We start from the raw sequence: 17,255 nt of genomic DNA on the forward strand, positions 1-17,255 counted from the left end.
GGCGGTTCCTGCAGCCCGCCTTCGCTCGGTGGCTCCTGCAGGCCACCTTCGGCCGGCGGTTCCTGCAAGCCGCCCGAACTGCTGCCGCTGCCGCTGCTGCTGCCGCGCGACGCACCGATCTCCTCGATGTCGTAGCGCGCCTCGGCCTCGACCGTGGTCACGGCCTGGTAGCTGCCCAGCGCCAGCAGCGCGTAGATGACGGCGGGCAGCGCCACGATGCCGAGCTGCCTGAGCACGTGCGAGAGCGGCACCTCGGCATTGCGCCGGCCCTTGAGCAGGCCCAGCAGCGCATGCGCCGACGGGCTGGCCGCGATCCGCTGCGTCAGCGGCGGCAGCGGCACCACGCGCTCGGCGGCCGACAGCGGCGGTGCCCACTGCGGCTTGAGCTTGGCGATCAGGATCACGTAGACCACGTAGAGGCCGGCCAGCATCAGGCCCGGGAAGAAGGCGCCCGCGTAGAGCTGGACCACCGACACGCCGGCGGTGGCGCCGTAGACGATCAGCAGCACCGAGGGCGGGATCAGGATGCCGAGGCAGCCGCCCGCCGTGATCGCGCCCGCGGCCAGCGGCACGCTGTAGCCGCCGCGCAGCATCGCGGGCAGCGCCAAGAGGCCCATCAGCGTGACCACCGCGCCGACGATGCCGGTGGCGGTCGCGAAGATGGTGCAGGTCACGAGCGTGGCGACCGCGAGCGCGCCCGGCAGCCGCGCGAGCGCGAGGTGCAGGCTCTTGAACAGCGACTCGATCAGGTTGGCGCGCTCGACCAGGTAGCCCATGAAGACGAACAGCGGCACGGCGATCAGCACGTCGTTGGCCATGGTCTTGTAGGCCGACTGCACCATCAGGTCGAGCGTGCGGTGCCAGTCGCGCTCGTAGGCCAGGAAGGTGAAGAGCATGCCCATGCCCATCAGCGTGAAGGCGGTGGGAAAGCCCAGCATGATCGCCACCACGACGAGCGACAGCATCAGCAGGCCCAGGTGGCCGTTGGTGATGGTCTCGGCGCGCAGCAGCATGGTGGCGCCGGCGATCACGACCAGCGCCATGAAGGTGAGGCCGAACCAGAGTTCGCGGCGGATCTTCATCGCGCGCCCTCCCGTGCCTCGTTGGCGACCACCACGCGATCGAGCGCGGCGATGTCGGCGTCCTTCACGTGCACCATCTCCTTGAGCTTCTCGACGTCGACCTCCTCGACGTCCTGCTCGCGCGAAGGCCAGGCGCCGTCGCGGATGCACTGCACGCAGCGGATGATCTCGACGAAGCCCTGCAAGAGCAGCGTGAAGCCCGCGAGCGGAATGATGAACTTGAACGGGTACAGCGGCAGCGGCTCGGCCGAGAAGGTCTGCTCGCGGATCGCGAGCGCCTCGCTCGCGTAGATCCAGCCGGCCCAGGTCAGCGCGACGATGCCGGGCAGGAAGAAGACGATGTAGAGCACCAGGTCGACCAGCGCCTGCGTGCGCGGCATGAAGAAGCCGTAGAGCACGTCGCCGCGCACGTGGCCGTTCTTCGAGAGCGTGTAGGCCCCGGCGGTCATGAACATGGCGCCGTAGAGCATGATCTGCGCGTCGAGCACCCAGGCATGCGGCCGGTTGAGCACGTAGCGCGAGAACACCTCCCAGCTGATCAGCAGCGTGAGCAGCAGGGCACACCAGGCGAAAGTCTTGCCGATCCACGTCGAGAACCGGTCGACCGCCAACAGGAAGGATTGCATCGGGACGAAACTCCTCGCCGGGCGCTGCGCGCGTCGTGCGCGGCCAGCGTCAGGCGAAATCGGGAATGAGAAGAGGGCACCCGCCTCGGGGTGCCCTCGCGTTCTTTCTCTGGCCGGAAGACCCGTTCAGGTCTTTTTGGCCTGCCGTCCGAAGTAATGGTTGTAGGCCATCTTGAAATCGACCGAGTAGTCGTTCTGCCACTGGCCCGCGCGCTCGGCGAAGGCGCGTTGCGAATCGAGCACCTTCTTGAACAGCGGGTTCTCGGCCGACTTCTTCGCGATGGTCTTGTCCCACGAGGCGAGCTGCGCGCGCAGCACCGTGTCGGGCGTCTTGTAGAACTTGATGCCGCTCTTCTTGAGCTCCTCGTAGTCCTTGGAGTTGCGGTCGATCGCCTTCCAGCTCATGTCGGCGCTCGCGGCCTGGGTCGCGTACTCGATCACGGCCTTGAGCTCGGGCGGCAGCGCGCGCAGCTTGGGGCCGTTCCACAGCACCTCGAACTGCTCGCCGCACTGGTGGAAGCTCTGCAGCATGCAGTTCTTGGCCACGTCGGGGAAGCCCAGCACGCGGTCGCTCGAGGCGTTGTTGAACTCGGCCGCGTCGATCAGGCCGCGGTCGAGCGCGGGCACGATCTCGCCGCCGGGCAGCGGGTTCACGGCCGCGCCCATGTCGGTGAACACGTCGACCGCGAGGCCCACGGTGCGGAACTTCAGGCCCTTCATGTCCTCGGCCTTGGACACCGGCTTCTTGAACCAGCCCAGCGGCTGCGTGGGCATCGGGCCGTAGAGGTACGAGGCGACGTCGAGGTTGAGGCTCTTGTAGATCTCCTCCATCAGCGCCTTGCCGCCGCCGTAGGTGTGCCAGGCCAGGATCATGTTGGCGTCCATGCCGTAGCCCGGGCCCGAACCCCAGAGCGCGAGCGCGGAGTTCTTGCCGTACCAGTAGGCGACCACGCCGTGGCCGCCGTCGAGCGTGCCCTTGGCGACGGCGTCGAGCAGCTGGAAGGCCGGCACCACCGAGCCCGCGGGCAGCACCTCGATCTTGAGGCGGCTGCCGGCCATGTCGTTGACCTTCTTGGCGTAGTCCTGCGCGTACTCGTGGAAGATGTCCTTGGCCGGCCAGGTGCTCTGGAAGCGCAGGGTGGTGGTCTGGGCCATGGCGACCATCGGCGCCGACATGGCGCCCGCGGCCACCGCGGCGCCCTTGAGCAGGCTGCGACGGCGGGTCGATTTGCTGTCTGTCATGTTGTCTCTCTCCATAGGTCTGACTGGGGAAATCCCAGGCCGCCTCTTGGAGTTATGGTTGACAGGCCCAAGCCGCCATCTTTGGCGCGCAGCAAAACACGACAAACAGGGTTTTCACGAACCGGTGAAAAATTTCACCATCCGACGGCCACCGGGAACCGGTAAAGATGGCCGCCGCTTCGTGGGAACCCTCTTGCCATCGATCGAATTGGAAGGAATGCAAAAGATGACCGAACCCGTGGGTGAAAAAGGCTATGCCGGCGACGTGACGCCCGAGCAGGCGGCGCAATGGATGGCCAGCGGCGAGGCCGTGCTGGTCGACGTGCGCACCGATGCCGAGCGCGAGTGGGTTGGCTTCGTGCCGGGCGCGGTGCCGCTGGCGTGGAAGCAGTGGCCGGGGATGGCGTTGAACCCGGGCTTCGACGAGGGTGTGCGCGCGGCTGGCGAGGGTGGGAAGAAGGTGGTGCTGTTGTGCCGCAGCGGTGTGCGTTCGATCGCGGCGGCGAAGCGGGCGACGGAGTTGGGGGTGGAGGCTTACAACATCCTCGAGGGGTTCGAGGGGAATCCGGACGAGAACGGGCACCGGGGTTTTATTGGGGGGTGGCGCAAGCGTGGGCTGCCCTGGAAGCAGAACTGAGCCGCTAAGGGGACAGCAGATCGGGCCGATGGGCGCGCAGCCAACCCTCGGCACCAGCCAGCAATTGCGCGGCCTGGTCGATGCAGGCCTGGAGCGCGGCATTGGAGATCGGGTCGCCCTCGTAGTCGCTCACGTTGCGTTGCCGGCGCAGCGCATCGAGCACGATGATGTCCGGTTGCGCCACGCCGATCGTCAGCCCCAGGCTCTGGATGGCCGTCTGGTGATGGCCCGGTTGGCTGGTGGCCGTGCGGTAGCCGTTGGCCCACAGGCCCAGCATCGCGCATTGCATGATGCACTTGTAGGCCGCATCGAAGCGGTTGTCGGTGCTGACCTGTGCGACATGCGCGTCGGCCAGGTTGCGACGCGCCGCCTGAAGCAGCTTGGCGATGCCCGCGGCATCAGGCTGATGGACCTGCAGCCGCCCGATCGCCTGCAAGTTCTGCAAGCTCATCCGCTCCTCCCTTCACGAGCAGTTTGGGTTTGGCCAGTATGTCGCGTGCGAAGGCATCGCCGGCGCGTGCGCGCCGTGCAAATTCCTCGGTTGTGTAGAGCACTGTGTTCACTTCGCGGCCCAGCGTCGCGTGCAGGGGAAACACCGCCTGCGCGAGCGTCATGAAGTCGACGCTGCCCAGCACGAGCAGATCCACGTCGCTGCCGGGCGATGGCGTGCCGCGCGCGATCGAGCCGAACACCAGCGCGAACCGGATCTGCGCATCCAGCGGTGCCAGCGCTTCGCGCACGGCGGGCACCACGCCATGCGTCTTGCGAAACATCGCGGCGAGGTCCTCGAACAGGGGATGGCGGGTGTCGGCGTTGTAGCGCACCTGGTTGCCTTGTTCGCTGCGCTTGAGCAGGCCGGTGCGCGCCAGCTTGTCCACCTCGCGCGCGAGCGTGCCCGCATGGCTGTCGGTCAGGCGCGCCAGCTCGCGCAGATGGAATGCGGACTGCGGCTGCAGCAGCAGCACCGCCAGCACGCGCTGCCGCGCGGCGGGGAACAGCAGGTCCATCAAGGAAGAATCGTTGCTCATTGGGCGACGATTGTTGCTATTGAGGCGACATTCGGCAAGTCGCCGAGTTCAAAGAAAAAGGCCCGCGGGCAAGCCGCGGGCCTTTTCCTGTACGAGTCGCGAAAGATCAGTTCAACGGAGGAATCCGCAGCTTCTGCCCCGGATAGATCTTGTCCGGATGCGACAGCATCGGCTTGTTCGCCTCGAAGATCGCGTTGTACTTGTTGGCGTCGCCGTAGTACTTCTTGGAGATGGCCGACAGCGTGTCGCCCTTGACCACGTCGTGGTACTGCGCGGGCGGTGCCGCGGGCGCGACCAGGTTGTTCTCCACGCTCGTCACGTTGGCCACGTTGCCGGCCGCGAGCGAGGCTTTCTCGCTGGCTTCCTGCGAGGGCGCGTTGCCCGCGAGCGTCACGATGCCGGTGCTCGCGACATAGGTCACGGCGAGGTTCGTGAGGCCGAGGTTCTGCGTCTCGATGTAGGTCTTGATGGCGGCCGCGGCCTTGTCGTTGGCATCGGGTTCGGCCGCCTGGGCCGACGAGCCGCCGAACAGCTTCTCGCCCGCTTCCTTGATGAAACTCAACAATCCCATGGTTCTCTCCTTGGTCGGTGGTCGATGGAATTCGCGAATGTAGCGGCGCGCCGGGGTGCCCCCGCGTAGTCCCCGACCGCGACCGACAACACCGCGACAGCAGGAATAGTCACAAAGTCGCAATAATGCCGCGCATGTCCGCAGCCACCGCTCCCTTTCTCGCGATCGACATCGGCAACACGCGCCTCAAGTGGGCGCTCTACGATGCGGCTCGCCCCGGCGCCGCCCTGCTGGCGCAGGGTGCCGAGTTCCTCGATCACATCGAGCGGCTCGCCGACGGCCCCTGGGCCGATCTTCCATCGCCTTCCAGCATGCTCGGCTGCGTCGTCGCCGGCGATGCGCTGCGCCGCCGCGCCGAGGAGCAGGTGGTCGAGCGCTTCGACTGTCCGCCGCGCTGGGTCATGCCCAGCCTTGCCGAGGCCGGCATCGTCAACGGCTACGACCATCCCACGCGCCTCGGCGCCGACCGCTGGGTCGCGATGATCGGCGCGCGCCACCGCATGCTGCGCGAAGGCGCGCCGCGGCCCATGGTGGTGGTGCTGATCGGCACCGCGGTCACCGTCGAGGCCGTCGATGCCGACGGCAAGTTCCTCGGCGGCCTGATCCTGCCGGGCCACGGCATCATGCTGCGCGCGCTCGAGTCGGGCACCGCGGGCCTGCACGTGCCCACCGGCGAGGTGCGCGAATTCCCCACCAACACCAGCGACGCGCTGACCAGCGGCGGCACCTACGCCATCGCCGGCGCGGTCGAACGCATGGTGCAGCACGTGCGCTCGCACTGCGGCGCCGAGCCGGCCTGCTACATGACCGGCGGCGCGGGCTGGAAGATGGCGCCCGTGATGAACGGCCATTTCGAGCTGGTCGAGAGCCTGATCATGGACGGGCTGCTGGTGATCGCGCAGCAACGCGCGGGCTGAAACTTGCCGCTCAGGCGCGCAGCAGCTGCGTCGCCGCGTGGATGAGCAGCCCCACGAGCCCGCCCACCAGCGTGCCGTTGACGCGGATGAACTGCAGGTCGCGCCCGATGTTGCGCTCGAGTTCGGCCGTCATCTCCTCGGTGTTCCACTGTGCCACGCGCTCCACGATGTAGCGCCGGATGTCCTCGCGGTAGCGCTCGATCGCGAGCGGCGCCGCGGCCTCGATCTGCTCGTTGATCCAGCGTCGGATCGCCTCGTCGCCCTGCAACCGCTGGCCGAGCGCGGCCGCCATTGACGCGATGCGCCGGCGGATCGTCGAATCGCCGCGGCCGAGGTCCTCGTGCAGCCAGGCCAGCAGTTCGCCCCACAGCCCGTGCAGGTAGTCGCCCAGCGCCGGATGCGCGATCAGCTCGGCGCGGATGCGCTCGCCGCGCGCATGGAACTCGGGGTCGTGCCGCAGCCGCACGATGAAGTCGTCGACGAAATGGTCGAAGCGCCGCCGCATCGGATGCGCGGGCTCGGCCGCGAGCTCGGCGATGGTGTGGGCCACGGCCGCAACGATCTTGCGCGTGGCCAGGCGCGCCGCCACCTGGTCGAGGCCCACGAAGCGCAGCGTCTTGATCTCGCGCGCGATCGCCTCCGTGATGTGCGCCTGCACCTCCTCGCCGTCGAGCACGCCCGCAATCTGTTCGAGCACGCCGTCGAGCAGCGCCTGGTGGCGCCCGCCCGCGGTCAGCGCACCCAGCGTCTGGCCCATGAGCTGCGACAGGTCGATCTTCTCGAGCCCGGCCGCCGCGGCCTTGCCGATGAAGTCGCGCACGCGCGCGTCGTCGAAGGCCGAGAGCCCGTAGCGCGTGGCCGCCACGCCCCATTCGCCGAGCCGCTCGCCGCTGGCCGGCCGCGCGAGCCATTCGGCCATGCGGCCGGCCGGATCGAACTCGCGCAGCTTCGCGAGCACCTGCGCGGTGCTCAGGAAGTTGTTGCAGATGAAGCCCGCGAGCTTGGCGCCGATGCGGTCCTTGTTGCTCGGGATGATCGCGGTGTGCGGGATCGGCAGCCCCAGCGGATGGCGGAACAGCGCCACCACCGCGAACCAGTCGGCGATGGCGCCGACCATCGCGGCCTCGGCGAAGGCCGCGAGGTAGCCGAAGGCGGGATGCCGATCGTGCAGCACCGTGGCGAACGCATAGAGCGCCGCGGCGGCGCACAGCAGGCCCAGCGCCACGCGCTTCATGCGCCGCAGCGCGTCGTCGCCCTCGGCGGCCGGGGTCGTCAACGCAGCCTGTTCAGCCGATGGCCGGCGAGGACGCCAGGCGGTGCATGAACAGCTCGCAGCGCGCGAGCTGGTCGAGGCTCACGTACTCGTCGGGCTGGTGCGCCTGCTCGATGCTGCCGGGGCCGCACACCACGGTGGGGATGCCGGCGTTCTTGAACAGGCCCGCCTCGGTGCCGAAGGCCACCAGCGTGGTGCGCTCCTCGCCCGCCAGGCGCTGCGCGAGCTTGGTGATGGCGTCGTTCGCGCTGCCGAGGAAGCTCGGGATCTCGCAGATGGTGTCGAAGCTGAAGCCGGCGTCGGGCGCGACCTTCTTCATCGCCGGCTCGAGCGAGCCCGCATAGGCCAGCACCTCCTGCTGCATGCGCTTCGCGTCGGCGGTCGGCAGGTCGCGGAACTCATAGCGGAACTCGGCGTCGCGCGGCACCACGTTGTCGGCGATGCCGCCATGGAACTGGCCCACGCTGGCGGTGCTGAAGGGCACGTCGAAGCCCTCGTAGCGCGGCTCGTCGCGCTCGAAGCCCTCGGCCATGTCGCGCACCTTGCCGATCACGCGCGCGGCCATCTCGATGGCGTTGACCGACTTCGGCGTGAGCGAGGAGTGCGCCTCCTTGCCGCGCACGCAGCACTTGTAGCGGTACACGCCCTTGTGCGCGATGGCCGGCACCATGCTCGTGGGTTCGCCCACGATGCAGGCCAGCGGCTTGATGCCCGCGTCGCGCATGTCGGCGATCAGCTCCTTCACGCCGAAGCAGCCGATCTCCTCCTCGTAGCTGAACGCGAAGTGCACCGCGAAGGGCGCCTCGCTCGCGAGGAAGCGCTCGGCATTGGCCAGCGCGACCGCGATGAAGCTCTTCATGTCGGCCGAGCCGCGGCCGTACAGGCGCCCGTCGCGCACCGTGGCCGAGAGCGGGTCGACGCTCCAGTCCTGGCCGTCCCAGGGCACCGTGTCGGTGTGGCCCGAGACGATCACGCCGGCCGGCTTGCCTTCGCCCAGCGTGGCGAACAGGTTGGCCTTGGTGCGTTCGGCGTTGTAGGTGATGCGGCTCTTCACGCCGAGCGCGGCGAGATGGGCCTGCGCGAAGTCGATCAGCTGGAGGTTGCTGTTGGCGCTGATGGTGTTCATGCGCACCAGGGCCTGGGCCAGCGCGAGGCTTTGGGGGGAAAGCGTGTGGGACATGCAACACATTCTCCCGGAACTCGGCGCGGCGCGTGCACGGCGGTCGAGGTCGTCACACGAAGCGGATACCCTGCGCCTTCCTTTTGGACGGAGAAACAGGATCATGCGCACTGTTCGGATCGTTTTCCATGCCACGGCCCTCGCCACCGCCACCCTGGTCCTCGCGGCCTGCGGCACCACCGGTTCCGGCGGTCCGGGCAAGCTGCTCACGCTCGACGGCAAACCGCCGCTGGTCATCGCGCACCGCGGCGCCTCGGGCTACCTGCCCGAGCAGACGCTCGAGGCCTATGCGCGCGCCATCGAACTGGGCGCCGACGTGATCGAGATGGACCTGGTGTCGACCAAGGACGGCGTGCTGATCGCGCGCCACGATCCCAACCTCGCGATCAGCACCGACGTGGCGAAGCACCCGCGCTTCGCCGCGCGCAAGAAGACCATCAAGGTCGACGGCGAGACCCAGACCGGCTGGTTCAGCAACGACTTCACGCTGGCCGAGATCAAGACCCTGGGCGGCATCTCGACCGACGCCGAGCGGCCGCAGGAGTTCAACGGCAAGTTCAAGGTCGTGACCTTCCAGGAGATCATCGATTTCGCGAAGGCCAAGTCGAAGGAGACCGGCCGCACCATCGCGATTTATCCCGAGACCAAGAACCCGACCTACTTCCGCGACCTCGGGATGCCGATGGAGGACAAGGTCATCGCCGCGATCAATGCGGCCGGCTGGAACAGCAAGACCGCGCCGATCTACGTGCAGTCCTTCGAGCCCGGCAGCCTCAAGTACATGAAGAGCAAGGGCCTGAACACGAAGATCATCCAGCTGATCGACGGCGACGGCATCGACCTCAAGACCGGCGCCATGACCTATGCCGTGCCGGTGGACCGCCCCTACGAATGGACCAAGGCCGGCGACAAGCGCAACTTCGACGTCATGGTCACGCCCGCGGGCCTGGCCGAGATCAAGACCTATGCCGACGGCATCGGGCCGTGGAAGCGCTACATCGTGAGCATCAAGGGCACCATCGGCCCCGACGGCAAGCCGGTCGACGTCAACAAGGACGGCAAGGTCAACGATGCCGACGCCACCTCGATGGCGCCGACCACGCTGATCGCCGATGCTCACAAGGCCGGCCTGTTCGTGCACCCCTTCACCTTCCGCGATGAGTCGCGCCGCCTCGCGTCCGACTACGACAAGGACGGCAGGAACGAGTACCGCCTCTACTACCAGCTCGGCGTGGACGGCGTGTTCACCGACTTCACCGACACCGCGCTGGCCGCGCGCGCCGACTACCTGAAGAGCATCGGCCGCTGAGGTCGTTCAGAAGGCGGTCGGATGGCCGCCGCTGTCGGTCTCCGACACCTTGAGGCGCGCGAGTTCGTCGCGCAGCCAGCCGCCCGCCTGGCCCAGCGGGCGCGCCTTGTTCCACAGCAGGTCGACGCCCAGCAGCCAGTCGGTGTGCGGGTAGGCCTCGAGCTGCAGCTCGACCAGCTCGCCCGCGGCCAGTTCGCGCCGCACCAGCAGGCGCGGCAGCGTGGCCCAGCCCAGGCCCGCGTGCGTCATCTCGAGCAGCGCGAGGTAGCTCTCGGCGCGCCAGCAGCGCGTGGCGTCGAGATACTCGGTGGTGGGCAGCCGCTCGCTGTGCGCGCTGAAGGCGAGCCGGCGGTGCCGGTGCAGCTCGCCGAAGCTCACCGTGGGCAGGGCCGCGAGCGGATGCGTGCGCGCCGCGACGTGCGCCATCACCAGCTTGCCCATCTGCACGAACGCCAGCTCGCGCGCATAGCCGGGCTGCGCGAAGCCGATGCCCAGCTGCGCCTCGCCCTGGCGCACCAGCACGCTGACGTCGCCGTGCAGCGGATGCCGCACCTCGAGGTCGACGTGCGGGAAGCGCTCGGCGAAGGCCGAGAACACCGGCATCAGCACGTTGTAGGGAATCTCGATCGCCAGCGTGAGGCTGGCCTCGACCGCGTCGGCGAGGCTTTGCGCATGGCCCTCGAGCGCGAGGCAGCGGTCGAGCACGCCATGGGCCTCGCGCAGCAGGCGGCGGCCGGCCTCGGTCAGCGCGGGGATCTTGGTCGCGCGGTCGAACAGCGCCACGCCGAGGTCGACCTCGAGGTTGCCGATGGCCGCGCTCACGGTCGACTGCGTCTTGCCGAGCTGGCGTGCCGCCGCGGAAAAGGAGCCGGCCCGCGCCACGGCGGCCAAGGTCTCGAGCTGGTCCAGCGAATAGCGCACGGTCCGTCTTCCATCGAAAAAAACGATCGATATTAACTTTGACCCATGACGGAGGAAATCGATCATCCGGCCGCGACCCGACCCACAACACCAACGCGGAGACTTTTCGATGACCCTTTCTTCCGGCGTCCACCCCGTGGACGAAGTGCTGCCCCCGCAGCAGATGGCCAGCTACGGCCTGCAGCACGTGCTGGTGCTCTACGCGGGCGCGGTGGCGGTGCCGCTGATCCTGGGCGGTGCGCTCGGCCTCACGCCCGCGCAGGTCGTGACCCTGATCAACGCCAACCTGCTGACCTCGGGCATCGCCACCCTGATCCAGACCCTGGGCTTCTGGAGGTTCGGCGCGCGGCTGCCGCTGGTGCAGGCCTGCTCGTTCATCGCGCTGGCGCCGATGATCATGATCGGCAAGGAATACGGGCTGCCGCACGTGTTCGGCGCCGTCATCGCGGGCGGCGCGATCACGGTGCTGCTGGCACCGGCCATCAGCCGGCTGCTGCGCTTCTTCCCGCCGGTGGTGATCGGCAGCCTGATCACCGTGATCGGCATCTCGCTGATGCCGGCCGCCGCGATCTGGCTCGGCGGCGGCAACCCCGACGCGCCGGACTTCGGCAGCGCGCCGAACCTGCTGCTGGGCCTCGCCACCGTCGCCATCACGCTGGGCATCTATGCGCGCTTCGGCGGCTTCGTCGGCAACCTCGCGGTGCTGCTCGGGCTGGTGGCGGGCACGGCGATTGCTGCGGTTTTCGGGCTCACCGATTTCGCGCAGGTGGGCCACGCGGCATGGTTCGAATTCAGCGCGCCCTTCGCCTTCGGCCTGCCCGCGTTCGGGCTGGCACCGATCCTGATCATGACGCTCGCGATGATGGTCATCATGGCCGAGACCACCGGCAACTGCCTGGCCATCGGCCAGATCGTCGGCCGCCCCGCGACGCCGGCCACGCTCGGCAACGCCTTCCGCGCCGACGGGCTGTCGACCATGATCGGCGGCGTCTTCAACAGCTTTCCGTACAACGCCTTCACGCAGAACACCGGGCTGATCGCGCTGTCGGGCATCAAGAGCCGCTACGTGGTGGCATCGGCCGGCGCGATCATGGTGCTGATGGGCCTGTTTCCCAAGCTCGGTGCCCTGATCGCCTCGGTGCCGCGGCCGGTGCTCGGCGGCTGCGCGATCGTGATGTTCGGCATGACCACGGTGGCGGGCATCCAGGAACTCTCGCGCGTGCGCTTCGAGGGCACGCGCAATGCGATCGTGGTGGCGGTGTCGGTCAGCGTGGGCGTGCTGCCGATGTCGTTCCCGGCGCTGTTCGCGCAGGCCGCCGGGCCGCTCAAGCTGGTGCTCGAGAGCGGCATCTTCCTGGCCGCGATCACGGCGGTGCTGCTGAACCTGCTGCTCAACCGCGGTGCCGCCGAGCAGGAAGCGCCGGCGGCCGCGACGCACTGATCCCAGACCTTCACAATGAATTCCACCGACATGAACACAGCTCCCTCCCTGTCCCCACGCGACCTCGAACTGCTGCGCATGACGATCGCGCTGTCCGAGGAATCGAAGGCCCGCGGTCGTCATCCCTTCGCCGCGCTGGTGGCGAACGAGCATGGCGAGGTCGTCGTCACGGCCGGCAACAACTCGATGCCGCCCGAGGGCGATCCCACGCAGCATGCCGAGCTGGTCGCGGCCGCGCAGGCGGCGCGGCTGCTCGCGCCCGAAGCGCTCGCGCGCTGCACGCTCTACACCAGCGCCGAGCCCTGCTGCATGTGCGCCGGCGCGATCTACTGGACCAACATCGGCCGCGTGGTCTATGCGCTGTCGGAGCACGCACTGCTCGGCCTCACGGGCGACCATCCGGAAAACCCGACCTTTTCGCTGCCCTGCCGCGAAGTCTTCGTGCGCGGCCAGCGTCGCATCGAAGTGATCGGGCCGCTGCTCGAGGACGAGGCCGCCGCGCCGCACCATGGCTTCTGGCACGACGGCCACTGAAGCCCGTGGATCGGTGTTTTCCGACGTGCCCGGAAATCCCTTAGTGGATAGACTGGCGTTTTGAGAGCAAGCCATGAAACTCATCGATTCGCTCGTCACGCAGGCGGCCGGCATCGCCGCCGTCCGACGTGACCTCCACGCCCACCCCGAACTCTGCTTCGAAGAAGTCCGCACCGCCGACGTGGTCGCGGGCAAGCTCACCGAATGGGGCATCCCGATCCACCGCGGCCTCGGCACGACCGGCGTGGTGGGCATCGTCAAGAACGGCACCAGGAACCGCGCGGTCGGCCTGCGTGCCGACATGGATGCGCTGCCGGTCACCGAGCTCAACACCTTCGCGCATGCGAGCAAGCACCACGGCAAGATGCACGCCTGCGGCCACGACGGCCACACGGCGATGCTGCTTGCCGCGGCGCAGCATCTGGCGAAGCACCGCAACTTCGACGGCACCGTCTACCTGATCTTCCAGCCGGCCGAGGAGGGCGGCGGCGGCGCGCGCGAGATGATCAAGGAGGGGCTGTTCGAGCAGTTCCCGATGGACGCCGTGTTCGGCATGCACAACTGGCCCGGCATGAAGGCCGGCCAGTTCGCGGTGAGCCCGGGCCCGGTGATGGCCTCGGGCAACAAGTTCTACGTCAACGTGGTGGGCAAGGGCGGCCATGCGGCGCTGCCGCAGACCGGCATCGACCCGGTGCCGATCGCCTGCGAGATCGTGCAGGCCTTCCAGACCATCCTCACGCGCAAGATGAAGCCGACCGACTCGGCCGTGATCTCGGTCACCACCATCCATGCCGGCGAAACCAACAACGTGATCCCCGACAACTGCGAGCTGTCGGGCACGGTGCGCACCTTCTCGCTCGAGGTGCTCGACATGATCGAGGCGCGCATGAAGAAGATCTGCGACCACATCTGCGCGGCGCACGACGCCACCTGCGAGTTCCGCTTCGAGCGCTACTACCCGCCCACCATCAACACCGAGGCCGAGGCCGACTTCGCGCGCCGCGTGATGGGCGGCATCGTCGGCCCCGAGAACGTGCTCAAGCAGGAAGCCGCCATGACCTCGGAAGACTTCGCCTTCATGCTGCAGGCCAAGCCCGGCGCCTATGCCTTCATCGGCAACGGCGACGGCGCGCACCGCGACGTGCACCACGGCGAGGGCCCGTGCACGCTGCACAACGCCAGCTACGACTTCAACGACGACCTGATCCCGCTGGGCGCCACCTGCTGGGTGCAGATCGCCGAGCAGTACCTCGCCACCGGCGCCGCGAAGAAATGATCGGCATCGGCGAGGCTTTCGCGCCGCGCTATGCGCAGGCGCGCCAGAAATTCCTGCAGGCCTGCCTGAGCGCGGGCCTGACCGTGGAACCCCACCTGCTGCCGATGCGCGGGCGCGACGGCGAGGAACTCTCGTGCGACGTGGCCTTCGACGGCGCACCCGACGCCGACCGGCTGCTGATCCTCAGCAGCGGCTGCCACGGCGTGGAAGGCCACTGCGGCAGCGGCGTGCAGGTGTTCGCGCTGCACGACGCCGAGTGGCGCGAGAAGGCGCGCTCGGCCGGCGTGGCGGTGCTCTACGTGCATGCGCTCAACCCGCACGGCTTCTCGTTCGGCCGCCGCGTGACGCAGGAGAACGTCGACCTGAACCGCAACTTCGTCGACTTCACGCAGCCGCTGCCGGTCAATGCCGCCTATGCCGAGCTGCATGCGCTGCTGGTGCCCGATACCTGGCCGCCCACGGCCGAGAACCAGGCCGCGGTCAATGCCTGGATCGAGAAGAACGGCATCGGTGCCTACCAGACCGCGGTGAGCGGCGGCCAGTACCAATTCGAGGACGGCCTGTTCTTCGGCGGCAAGGCGCCGACCTGGAGCCACCGGATGATCCGCGCCGTGCTGCGCCGCCACACCCGGCGCACGCGCCGGCTGGCCTGGATCGACCTGCACACCGGCCTGGGCCCGAACGGCATCGGCGAGCGCATCTTCGCCTGCCGCGACGACAAGACCGCCTACGAGCGCGCCAACGCCTGGTGGGGCAACGGTGCCGGCCAGGCCGACGCGGCGCCCGTCACCTCGATCTACGACGGCTCCTCGACCTCGGCGCTGCTGCGCGGCCTGATGTGGGATGCCGTCTACGACGAATGCCCGCAGGCCGAGTACACCGGCATCGCGATGGAGTACGGCACCGTGCCGGTGCTCGACGTGCTGACCGCGCTGCGCGGCGACCACTGGCTGCACCGCCATCCCGAGGCACCGGCCGACCTGTCGGATGCGATCCGCCGGCGCACGCTCGAGGCCTTCTACACCGACACCGATGCCTGGCGCGGCCAGATCGTGAGCCAGGCGCGGCAGGCCATGTTCCAGGCCGCCGACGGGCTCAGCGGGCGCTGAGCCGCTCGAACCGGGCGGACCGCTTCAGGTCCGCACCTTGCCGTCGCCCGTGAGCATCGAGAGCTCGACGAACTTCGAGCCCACGTGGTTCTTCGCCGAGAACGAGACCTCGAAGCCGCCGAGCTGCAGCCGGTCGATGCTCTCGAGGCCGGTGATCAGTCCCTCGCGCGACAGCTTGCCGGGCGCCTTGCGCAGGCCCTCGACCAGCACCCTGGCCGCGAGGTAGCCCTCGAGGCTCGAGAAATTGGCGCTGGCGCCGTTGCCGGCCTTGCGCACCGCCTCGGTGAACTCGCGCGCGATCGCGTTGGCCTGGCTGTAGGGCGAGGGCACGACCTGGGTCACGAGCACGCCCGCGGCCTCCTTGCCGAGCTCGTCCGACAGCGCCTGGGTGCCGACGAACGAGAGGTTGAAGAAGGTGCCGCCGAAGCCGGCCTTGCGCGCCTCGCGGATGAAGGCCGCGCAGGCCTTGTAGGCGCCGACCTGGACCACCGCGTCGGGCCGCGCCGCCAGCAGCGTCTTCACGGCCGGCGCCACCTCGGCCGAGTTGCGCTCCACCGTGGCCTGCGCGATCGGCTTGAGCTGCTGCTCGGCCAGCGCCAGCGTCACGCCGTCGAGGCCGGCCTTGCCGTAGGCGTCGTTCTGGTGGAACACCGCGATCTTCTTCAGGCCCAGGTGGGTGAGTTGCCTGACCATCAGCGCGGTCTCGTCGTTGTACGAGGCGCGCAGGTGGAACACGTTCTTGTGGAAGGGCTCGCGCAGCGCCATCGCGCCGGTGAAGGGCGCCACGAACGGCACCTTGTCCTTCACCGCCAGCGGCAGCGCCGCCAGGCTGGTGGGCGTGCCGATGTAGCCGAACAGCGCGAACACGTCCTCGTCGATCAGCTTCTGCGTGTTGGCGGCGCAGCGCTCGGGCTCGTAGCCGTCGTCGAGCGTCTTGATCTGCACCGCGCGGCGGCCGGACTGGGCGTTGTAGGCGTCGAGGAACACCTTGGCGCCCTGGTGGAACTGGATGCCCAGTTGTGCCGCCGGGCCGGTGAACGGCGCCGACTGGCCGAGCACGATCGGGCCGTCGCCCTGGGCCCGGGCGACGGCGGCGAAACCGCCGAGCGCGGCGGCACCGGCCGCCATCGAGAAATGCCTGCGATTCATCATTGCGAAAACCCCCTCCTGCCATACGTCATGCGCCGAATCCGCCGCATGCCCTGAAAACGCCAAAAACTTTAGACTCGCCCGATGGCCCACGCCTCGAACGACACCCCCCACGACTCCTCGCCTGCCGCTGCCGCCACGGTGCTCGGCGCCTGCCCCCACGACTGCCCGGACACCTGCGCGCTCGTCACCACCGTCAAGGACGGGGTGGCGGTCAAGCTGCAGGGAAATCCGGCCCATTCGCACACGGGCGGCGTGCTGTGCACCAAGGTGTCCCGCTACATCGAACGCAACGACCATGCCGAACGGCTGGTCCAGCCGCTCAAGCGCGTCGGCCCCAAGGGCAGCGGCCGCTTCGAGCCGGTGAGCTGGGAGGCCGCGCTCGACGGCATCGCCGCGCATCTTCGGTCATTGCAGGCCGATCCCGACAGCATTCTCCCCTACAGCTATGCGGGCACGATGGGCCTGGTGCAGGGCGAATCGATGGACCGGCGCTTCTTCCACAAGCTCGGCGCCAGCCTGCTCGACCGCACCATCTGCTCGATGGCCGGCGGCGAGGCCATGGTCCACACGCTGGGCGGCAAGGTCGGCATGCGCATCGAGTTCTTCGCCGAGGCGAAGCTGATCCTGATCTGGGGCAGCAACTCGATCGCGAGCAACCTGCACTTCTGGCGCCATGCCCAGGCGGCCCGGCGCGCCGGTGCGCGGCTGGTGTGCATCGACCCGCGCCGCACCGAGACCGCCGACAAGTGCGACGAGCACATCGCGCTGCTGCCGGGCACCGATGCCGCGCTGGCATTGGCGCTGATGCACGAGCTGATCGTGCACGACTGGCTCGACCACGACTACATCGCGAACCACACGCTGGGCTGGGAGCAACTGCGCGAGCGCGCGCTGCAATGGCCGCCCGCGCGCGCGGCACGCGTGTGCGGCGTGCCCGAGGAACAGATCGTGGCGCTG

At 68.6% G+C, this 17,255-nt stretch carries 18 protein-coding genes; 8 read left to right on the forward strand and 10 right to left on the reverse strand.

Features of this window, described 5'->3' with window-relative positions; all coding sequences use genetic code 11:
- The 3 genes from AC27VN_RS12415 to AC27VN_RS12425 all read right to left on the reverse strand — a co-directional run.
- A partial coding sequence (locus AC27VN_RS12415; protein WP_490876728.1) for a TRAP transporter large permease subunit occupies positions 1-1,082 on the reverse strand: 1,082 nt, incomplete at its 3' end.
- Entirely contained in the window at positions 1,079-1,708 is a 630-nt protein-coding gene (locus AC27VN_RS12420; RefSeq protein WP_490876729.1) for a TRAP transporter small permease subunit, read from the reverse strand. The genes AC27VN_RS12420 and AC27VN_RS12415, both read right to left, overlap by 4 nt.
- A 126-nt stretch (positions 1,709-1,834) precedes the next feature.
- Positions 1,835-2,950, reverse strand: coding sequence for a TRAP transporter substrate-binding protein (locus AC27VN_RS12425; protein WP_490876730.1), 1,116 nt, complete (start codon positions 2,948-2,950; stop codon positions 1,835-1,837).
- A 226-nt stretch (positions 2,951-3,176) separates the two neighbouring features.
- Between AC27VN_RS12425 and AC27VN_RS12430 the strand changes: the two genes are divergently transcribed.
- Positions 3,177-3,587, forward strand: a complete 411-nt coding sequence (locus AC27VN_RS12430) for a rhodanese-like domain-containing protein (protein ID WP_057592565.1) — start codon at positions 3,177-3,179, stop codon at positions 3,585-3,587.
- A 4-nt stretch (positions 3,588-3,591) separates the two neighbouring features.
- On the opposite strand, the gene AC27VN_RS12435 is transcribed toward AC27VN_RS12430, so the two are convergent.
- The 3 genes from AC27VN_RS12435 to lysM form a co-directional block, all read right to left on the reverse strand.
- Positions 3,592-4,038, reverse strand: a complete 447-nt coding sequence (locus AC27VN_RS12435) for a DNA-binding protein (protein WP_093354190.1) — start codon at positions 4,036-4,038, stop codon at positions 3,592-3,594.
- The gene (locus AC27VN_RS12440) at positions 3,986-4,615 is read right to left on the reverse strand and encodes a nucleotidyltransferase domain-containing protein (RefSeq protein ID WP_057592563.1); all 630 of its coding nucleotides are present in this window, start codon (positions 4,613-4,615) and stop codon (positions 3,986-3,988) included. Before AC27VN_RS12440 ends, AC27VN_RS12435 begins: the two co-directional genes overlap by 53 nt.
- A gap of 106 nt (positions 4,616-4,721) precedes the next feature.
- A complete protein-coding gene (gene lysM / locus AC27VN_RS12445; protein ID WP_093354195.1) occupies positions 4,722-5,186 on the reverse strand; it encodes a peptidoglycan-binding protein LysM in 465 nt (154 codons plus the stop codon).
- A gap of 134 nt (positions 5,187-5,320) precedes the next feature.
- Here lysM and AC27VN_RS12450 point away from each other — a divergent pair, with 134 nt between their 5' ends.
- The gene (locus AC27VN_RS12450; RefSeq protein ID WP_093354459.1) at positions 5,321-6,103 is read left to right on the forward strand and encodes a type III pantothenate kinase; all 783 of its coding nucleotides are present in this window, start codon (positions 5,321-5,323) and stop codon (positions 6,101-6,103) included.
- A 10-nt stretch (positions 6,104-6,113) separates the two neighbouring features.
- On the opposite strand, the gene AC27VN_RS12455 is transcribed toward AC27VN_RS12450, so the two are convergent.
- Complete coding sequence (locus tag AC27VN_RS12455) at positions 6,114-7,379, reverse strand: DUF445 domain-containing protein (RefSeq protein ID WP_490876731.1); 1,266 nt, start codon at positions 7,377-7,379, stop codon at positions 6,114-6,116.
- A gap of 10 nt (positions 7,380-7,389) precedes the next feature.
- Entirely contained in the window at positions 7,390-8,556 is a 1,167-nt protein-coding gene (argE, locus tag AC27VN_RS12460; RefSeq protein ID WP_490876732.1) for an acetylornithine deacetylase, read from the reverse strand.
- 103 nt (positions 8,557-8,659) lie between these two features.
- On the opposite strand from argE, the gene AC27VN_RS12465 reads away from it, so the two are divergent.
- Positions 8,660-9,865, forward strand: a complete 1,206-nt coding sequence (locus tag AC27VN_RS12465; RefSeq protein WP_490876733.1) for a glycerophosphodiester phosphodiesterase — start codon at positions 8,660-8,662, stop codon at positions 9,863-9,865.
- Positions 9,866-9,871: 6 nt separating this feature from the next.
- Here the strand turns inward: AC27VN_RS12465 and AC27VN_RS12470 are convergent, their stop codons facing one another.
- Positions 9,872-10,786, reverse strand: a complete 915-nt coding sequence (locus AC27VN_RS12470; protein WP_208514015.1) for a LysR family transcriptional regulator — start codon at positions 10,784-10,786, stop codon at positions 9,872-9,874.
- Positions 10,787-10,895: 109 nt separating this feature from the next.
- Here AC27VN_RS12470 and AC27VN_RS12475 point away from each other — a divergent pair, with 109 nt between their 5' ends.
- The 4 genes from AC27VN_RS12475 (at position 10,896) to AC27VN_RS12490 (ending at position 15,146) form a co-directional block, all read left to right on the forward strand.
- The gene (locus tag AC27VN_RS12475; RefSeq protein WP_431510657.1) at positions 10,896-12,227 is read left to right on the forward strand and encodes a nucleobase:cation symporter-2 family protein; all 1,332 of its coding nucleotides are present in this window, start codon (positions 10,896-10,898) and stop codon (positions 12,225-12,227) included.
- Between the two features lie 30 nt (positions 12,228-12,257).
- Positions 12,258-12,761: a nucleoside deaminase gene (locus tag AC27VN_RS12480; protein WP_490876734.1), complete on the forward strand. Its 504-nt coding sequence runs from the start codon at positions 12,258-12,260 to the stop codon at positions 12,759-12,761.
- Between the two features lie 73 nt (positions 12,762-12,834).
- On the forward strand, positions 12,835-14,037 hold the full coding sequence (locus tag AC27VN_RS12485; RefSeq protein WP_490876735.1) for a M20 aminoacylase family protein: 1,203 nt from the start codon (positions 12,835-12,837) through the stop codon (positions 14,035-14,037).
- Positions 14,034-15,146, forward strand: a complete 1,113-nt coding sequence (locus AC27VN_RS12490) for a M14 family metallopeptidase (RefSeq protein ID WP_208514011.1) — start codon at positions 14,034-14,036, stop codon at positions 15,144-15,146. The genes AC27VN_RS12485 and AC27VN_RS12490 overlap by 4 nt, the downstream gene beginning before the upstream one ends.
- A gap of 24 nt (positions 15,147-15,170) precedes the next feature.
- On the opposite strand, the gene AC27VN_RS12495 is transcribed toward AC27VN_RS12490, so the two are convergent.
- Positions 15,171-16,298: an ABC transporter substrate-binding protein gene (locus AC27VN_RS12495; RefSeq protein WP_490876736.1), complete on the reverse strand. Its 1,128-nt coding sequence runs from the start codon at positions 16,296-16,298 to the stop codon at positions 15,171-15,173.
- An 81-nt stretch (positions 16,299-16,379) separates the two neighbouring features.
- On the opposite strand from AC27VN_RS12495, the gene AC27VN_RS12500 reads away from it, so the two are divergent.
- Positions 16,380-17,255 (forward strand): molybdopterin-dependent oxidoreductase (locus tag AC27VN_RS12500; protein ID WP_490876737.1); only part of this gene is annotated, 876 nt, incomplete at its 3' end.

Source organism: Variovorax sp. 20P10.2.4, from assembly GCF_058244205.1.

Bases quoted from the DNA above. Each gene is read 5' to 3' on its own strand.
- AC27VN_RS12420 (WP_490876729.1), bottom strand. From the start codon at position 1,708: ATGCAATCCTTCCTGTTGGCGGTCGACCGGTTCTCGACGTGGATCGGC.
- AC27VN_RS12425 (WP_490876730.1), bottom strand. From the start codon at position 2,950: ATGACAGACAGCAAATCGACCCGCCGTCGCAGCCTGCTCAAGGGCGCC.
- AC27VN_RS12430 (WP_057592565.1), top strand. From the start codon at position 3,177: ATGACCGAACCCGTGGGTGAAAAAGGCTATGCCGGCGACGTGACGCCC.
- AC27VN_RS12435 (WP_093354190.1), bottom strand. From the start codon at position 4,038: ATGAGCTTGCAGAACTTGCAGGCGATCGGGCGGCTGCAGGTCCATCAG.
- AC27VN_RS12440 (WP_057592563.1), bottom strand. From the start codon at position 4,615: ATGAGCAACGATTCTTCCTTGATGGACCTGCTGTTCCCCGCCGCGCGG.
- lysM (WP_093354195.1), bottom strand. From the start codon at position 5,186: ATGGGATTGTTGAGTTTCATCAAGGAAGCGGGCGAGAAGCTGTTCGGC.
- AC27VN_RS12450 (WP_093354459.1), top strand. From the start codon at position 5,321: ATGTCCGCAGCCACCGCTCCCTTTCTCGCGATCGACATCGGCAACACG.
- argE (WP_490876732.1), bottom strand. From the start codon at position 8,556: ATGTCCCACACGCTTTCCCCCCAAAGCCTCGCGCTGGCCCAGGCCCTG.
- AC27VN_RS12465 (WP_490876733.1), top strand. From the start codon at position 8,660: ATGCGCACTGTTCGGATCGTTTTCCATGCCACGGCCCTCGCCACCGCC.
- AC27VN_RS12475 (WP_431510657.1), top strand. From the start codon at position 10,896: ATGACCCTTTCTTCCGGCGTCCACCCCGTGGACGAAGTGCTGCCCCCG.
- AC27VN_RS12480 (WP_490876734.1), top strand. From the start codon at position 12,258: ATGAACACAGCTCCCTCCCTGTCCCCACGCGACCTCGAACTGCTGCGC.
- AC27VN_RS12485 (WP_490876735.1), top strand. From the start codon at position 12,835: ATGAAACTCATCGATTCGCTCGTCACGCAGGCGGCCGGCATCGCCGCC.
- AC27VN_RS12490 (WP_208514011.1), top strand. From the start codon at position 14,034: ATGATCGGCATCGGCGAGGCTTTCGCGCCGCGCTATGCGCAGGCGCGC.
- AC27VN_RS12495 (WP_490876736.1), bottom strand. From the start codon at position 16,298: ATGATGAATCGCAGGCATTTCTCGATGGCGGCCGGTGCCGCCGCGCTC.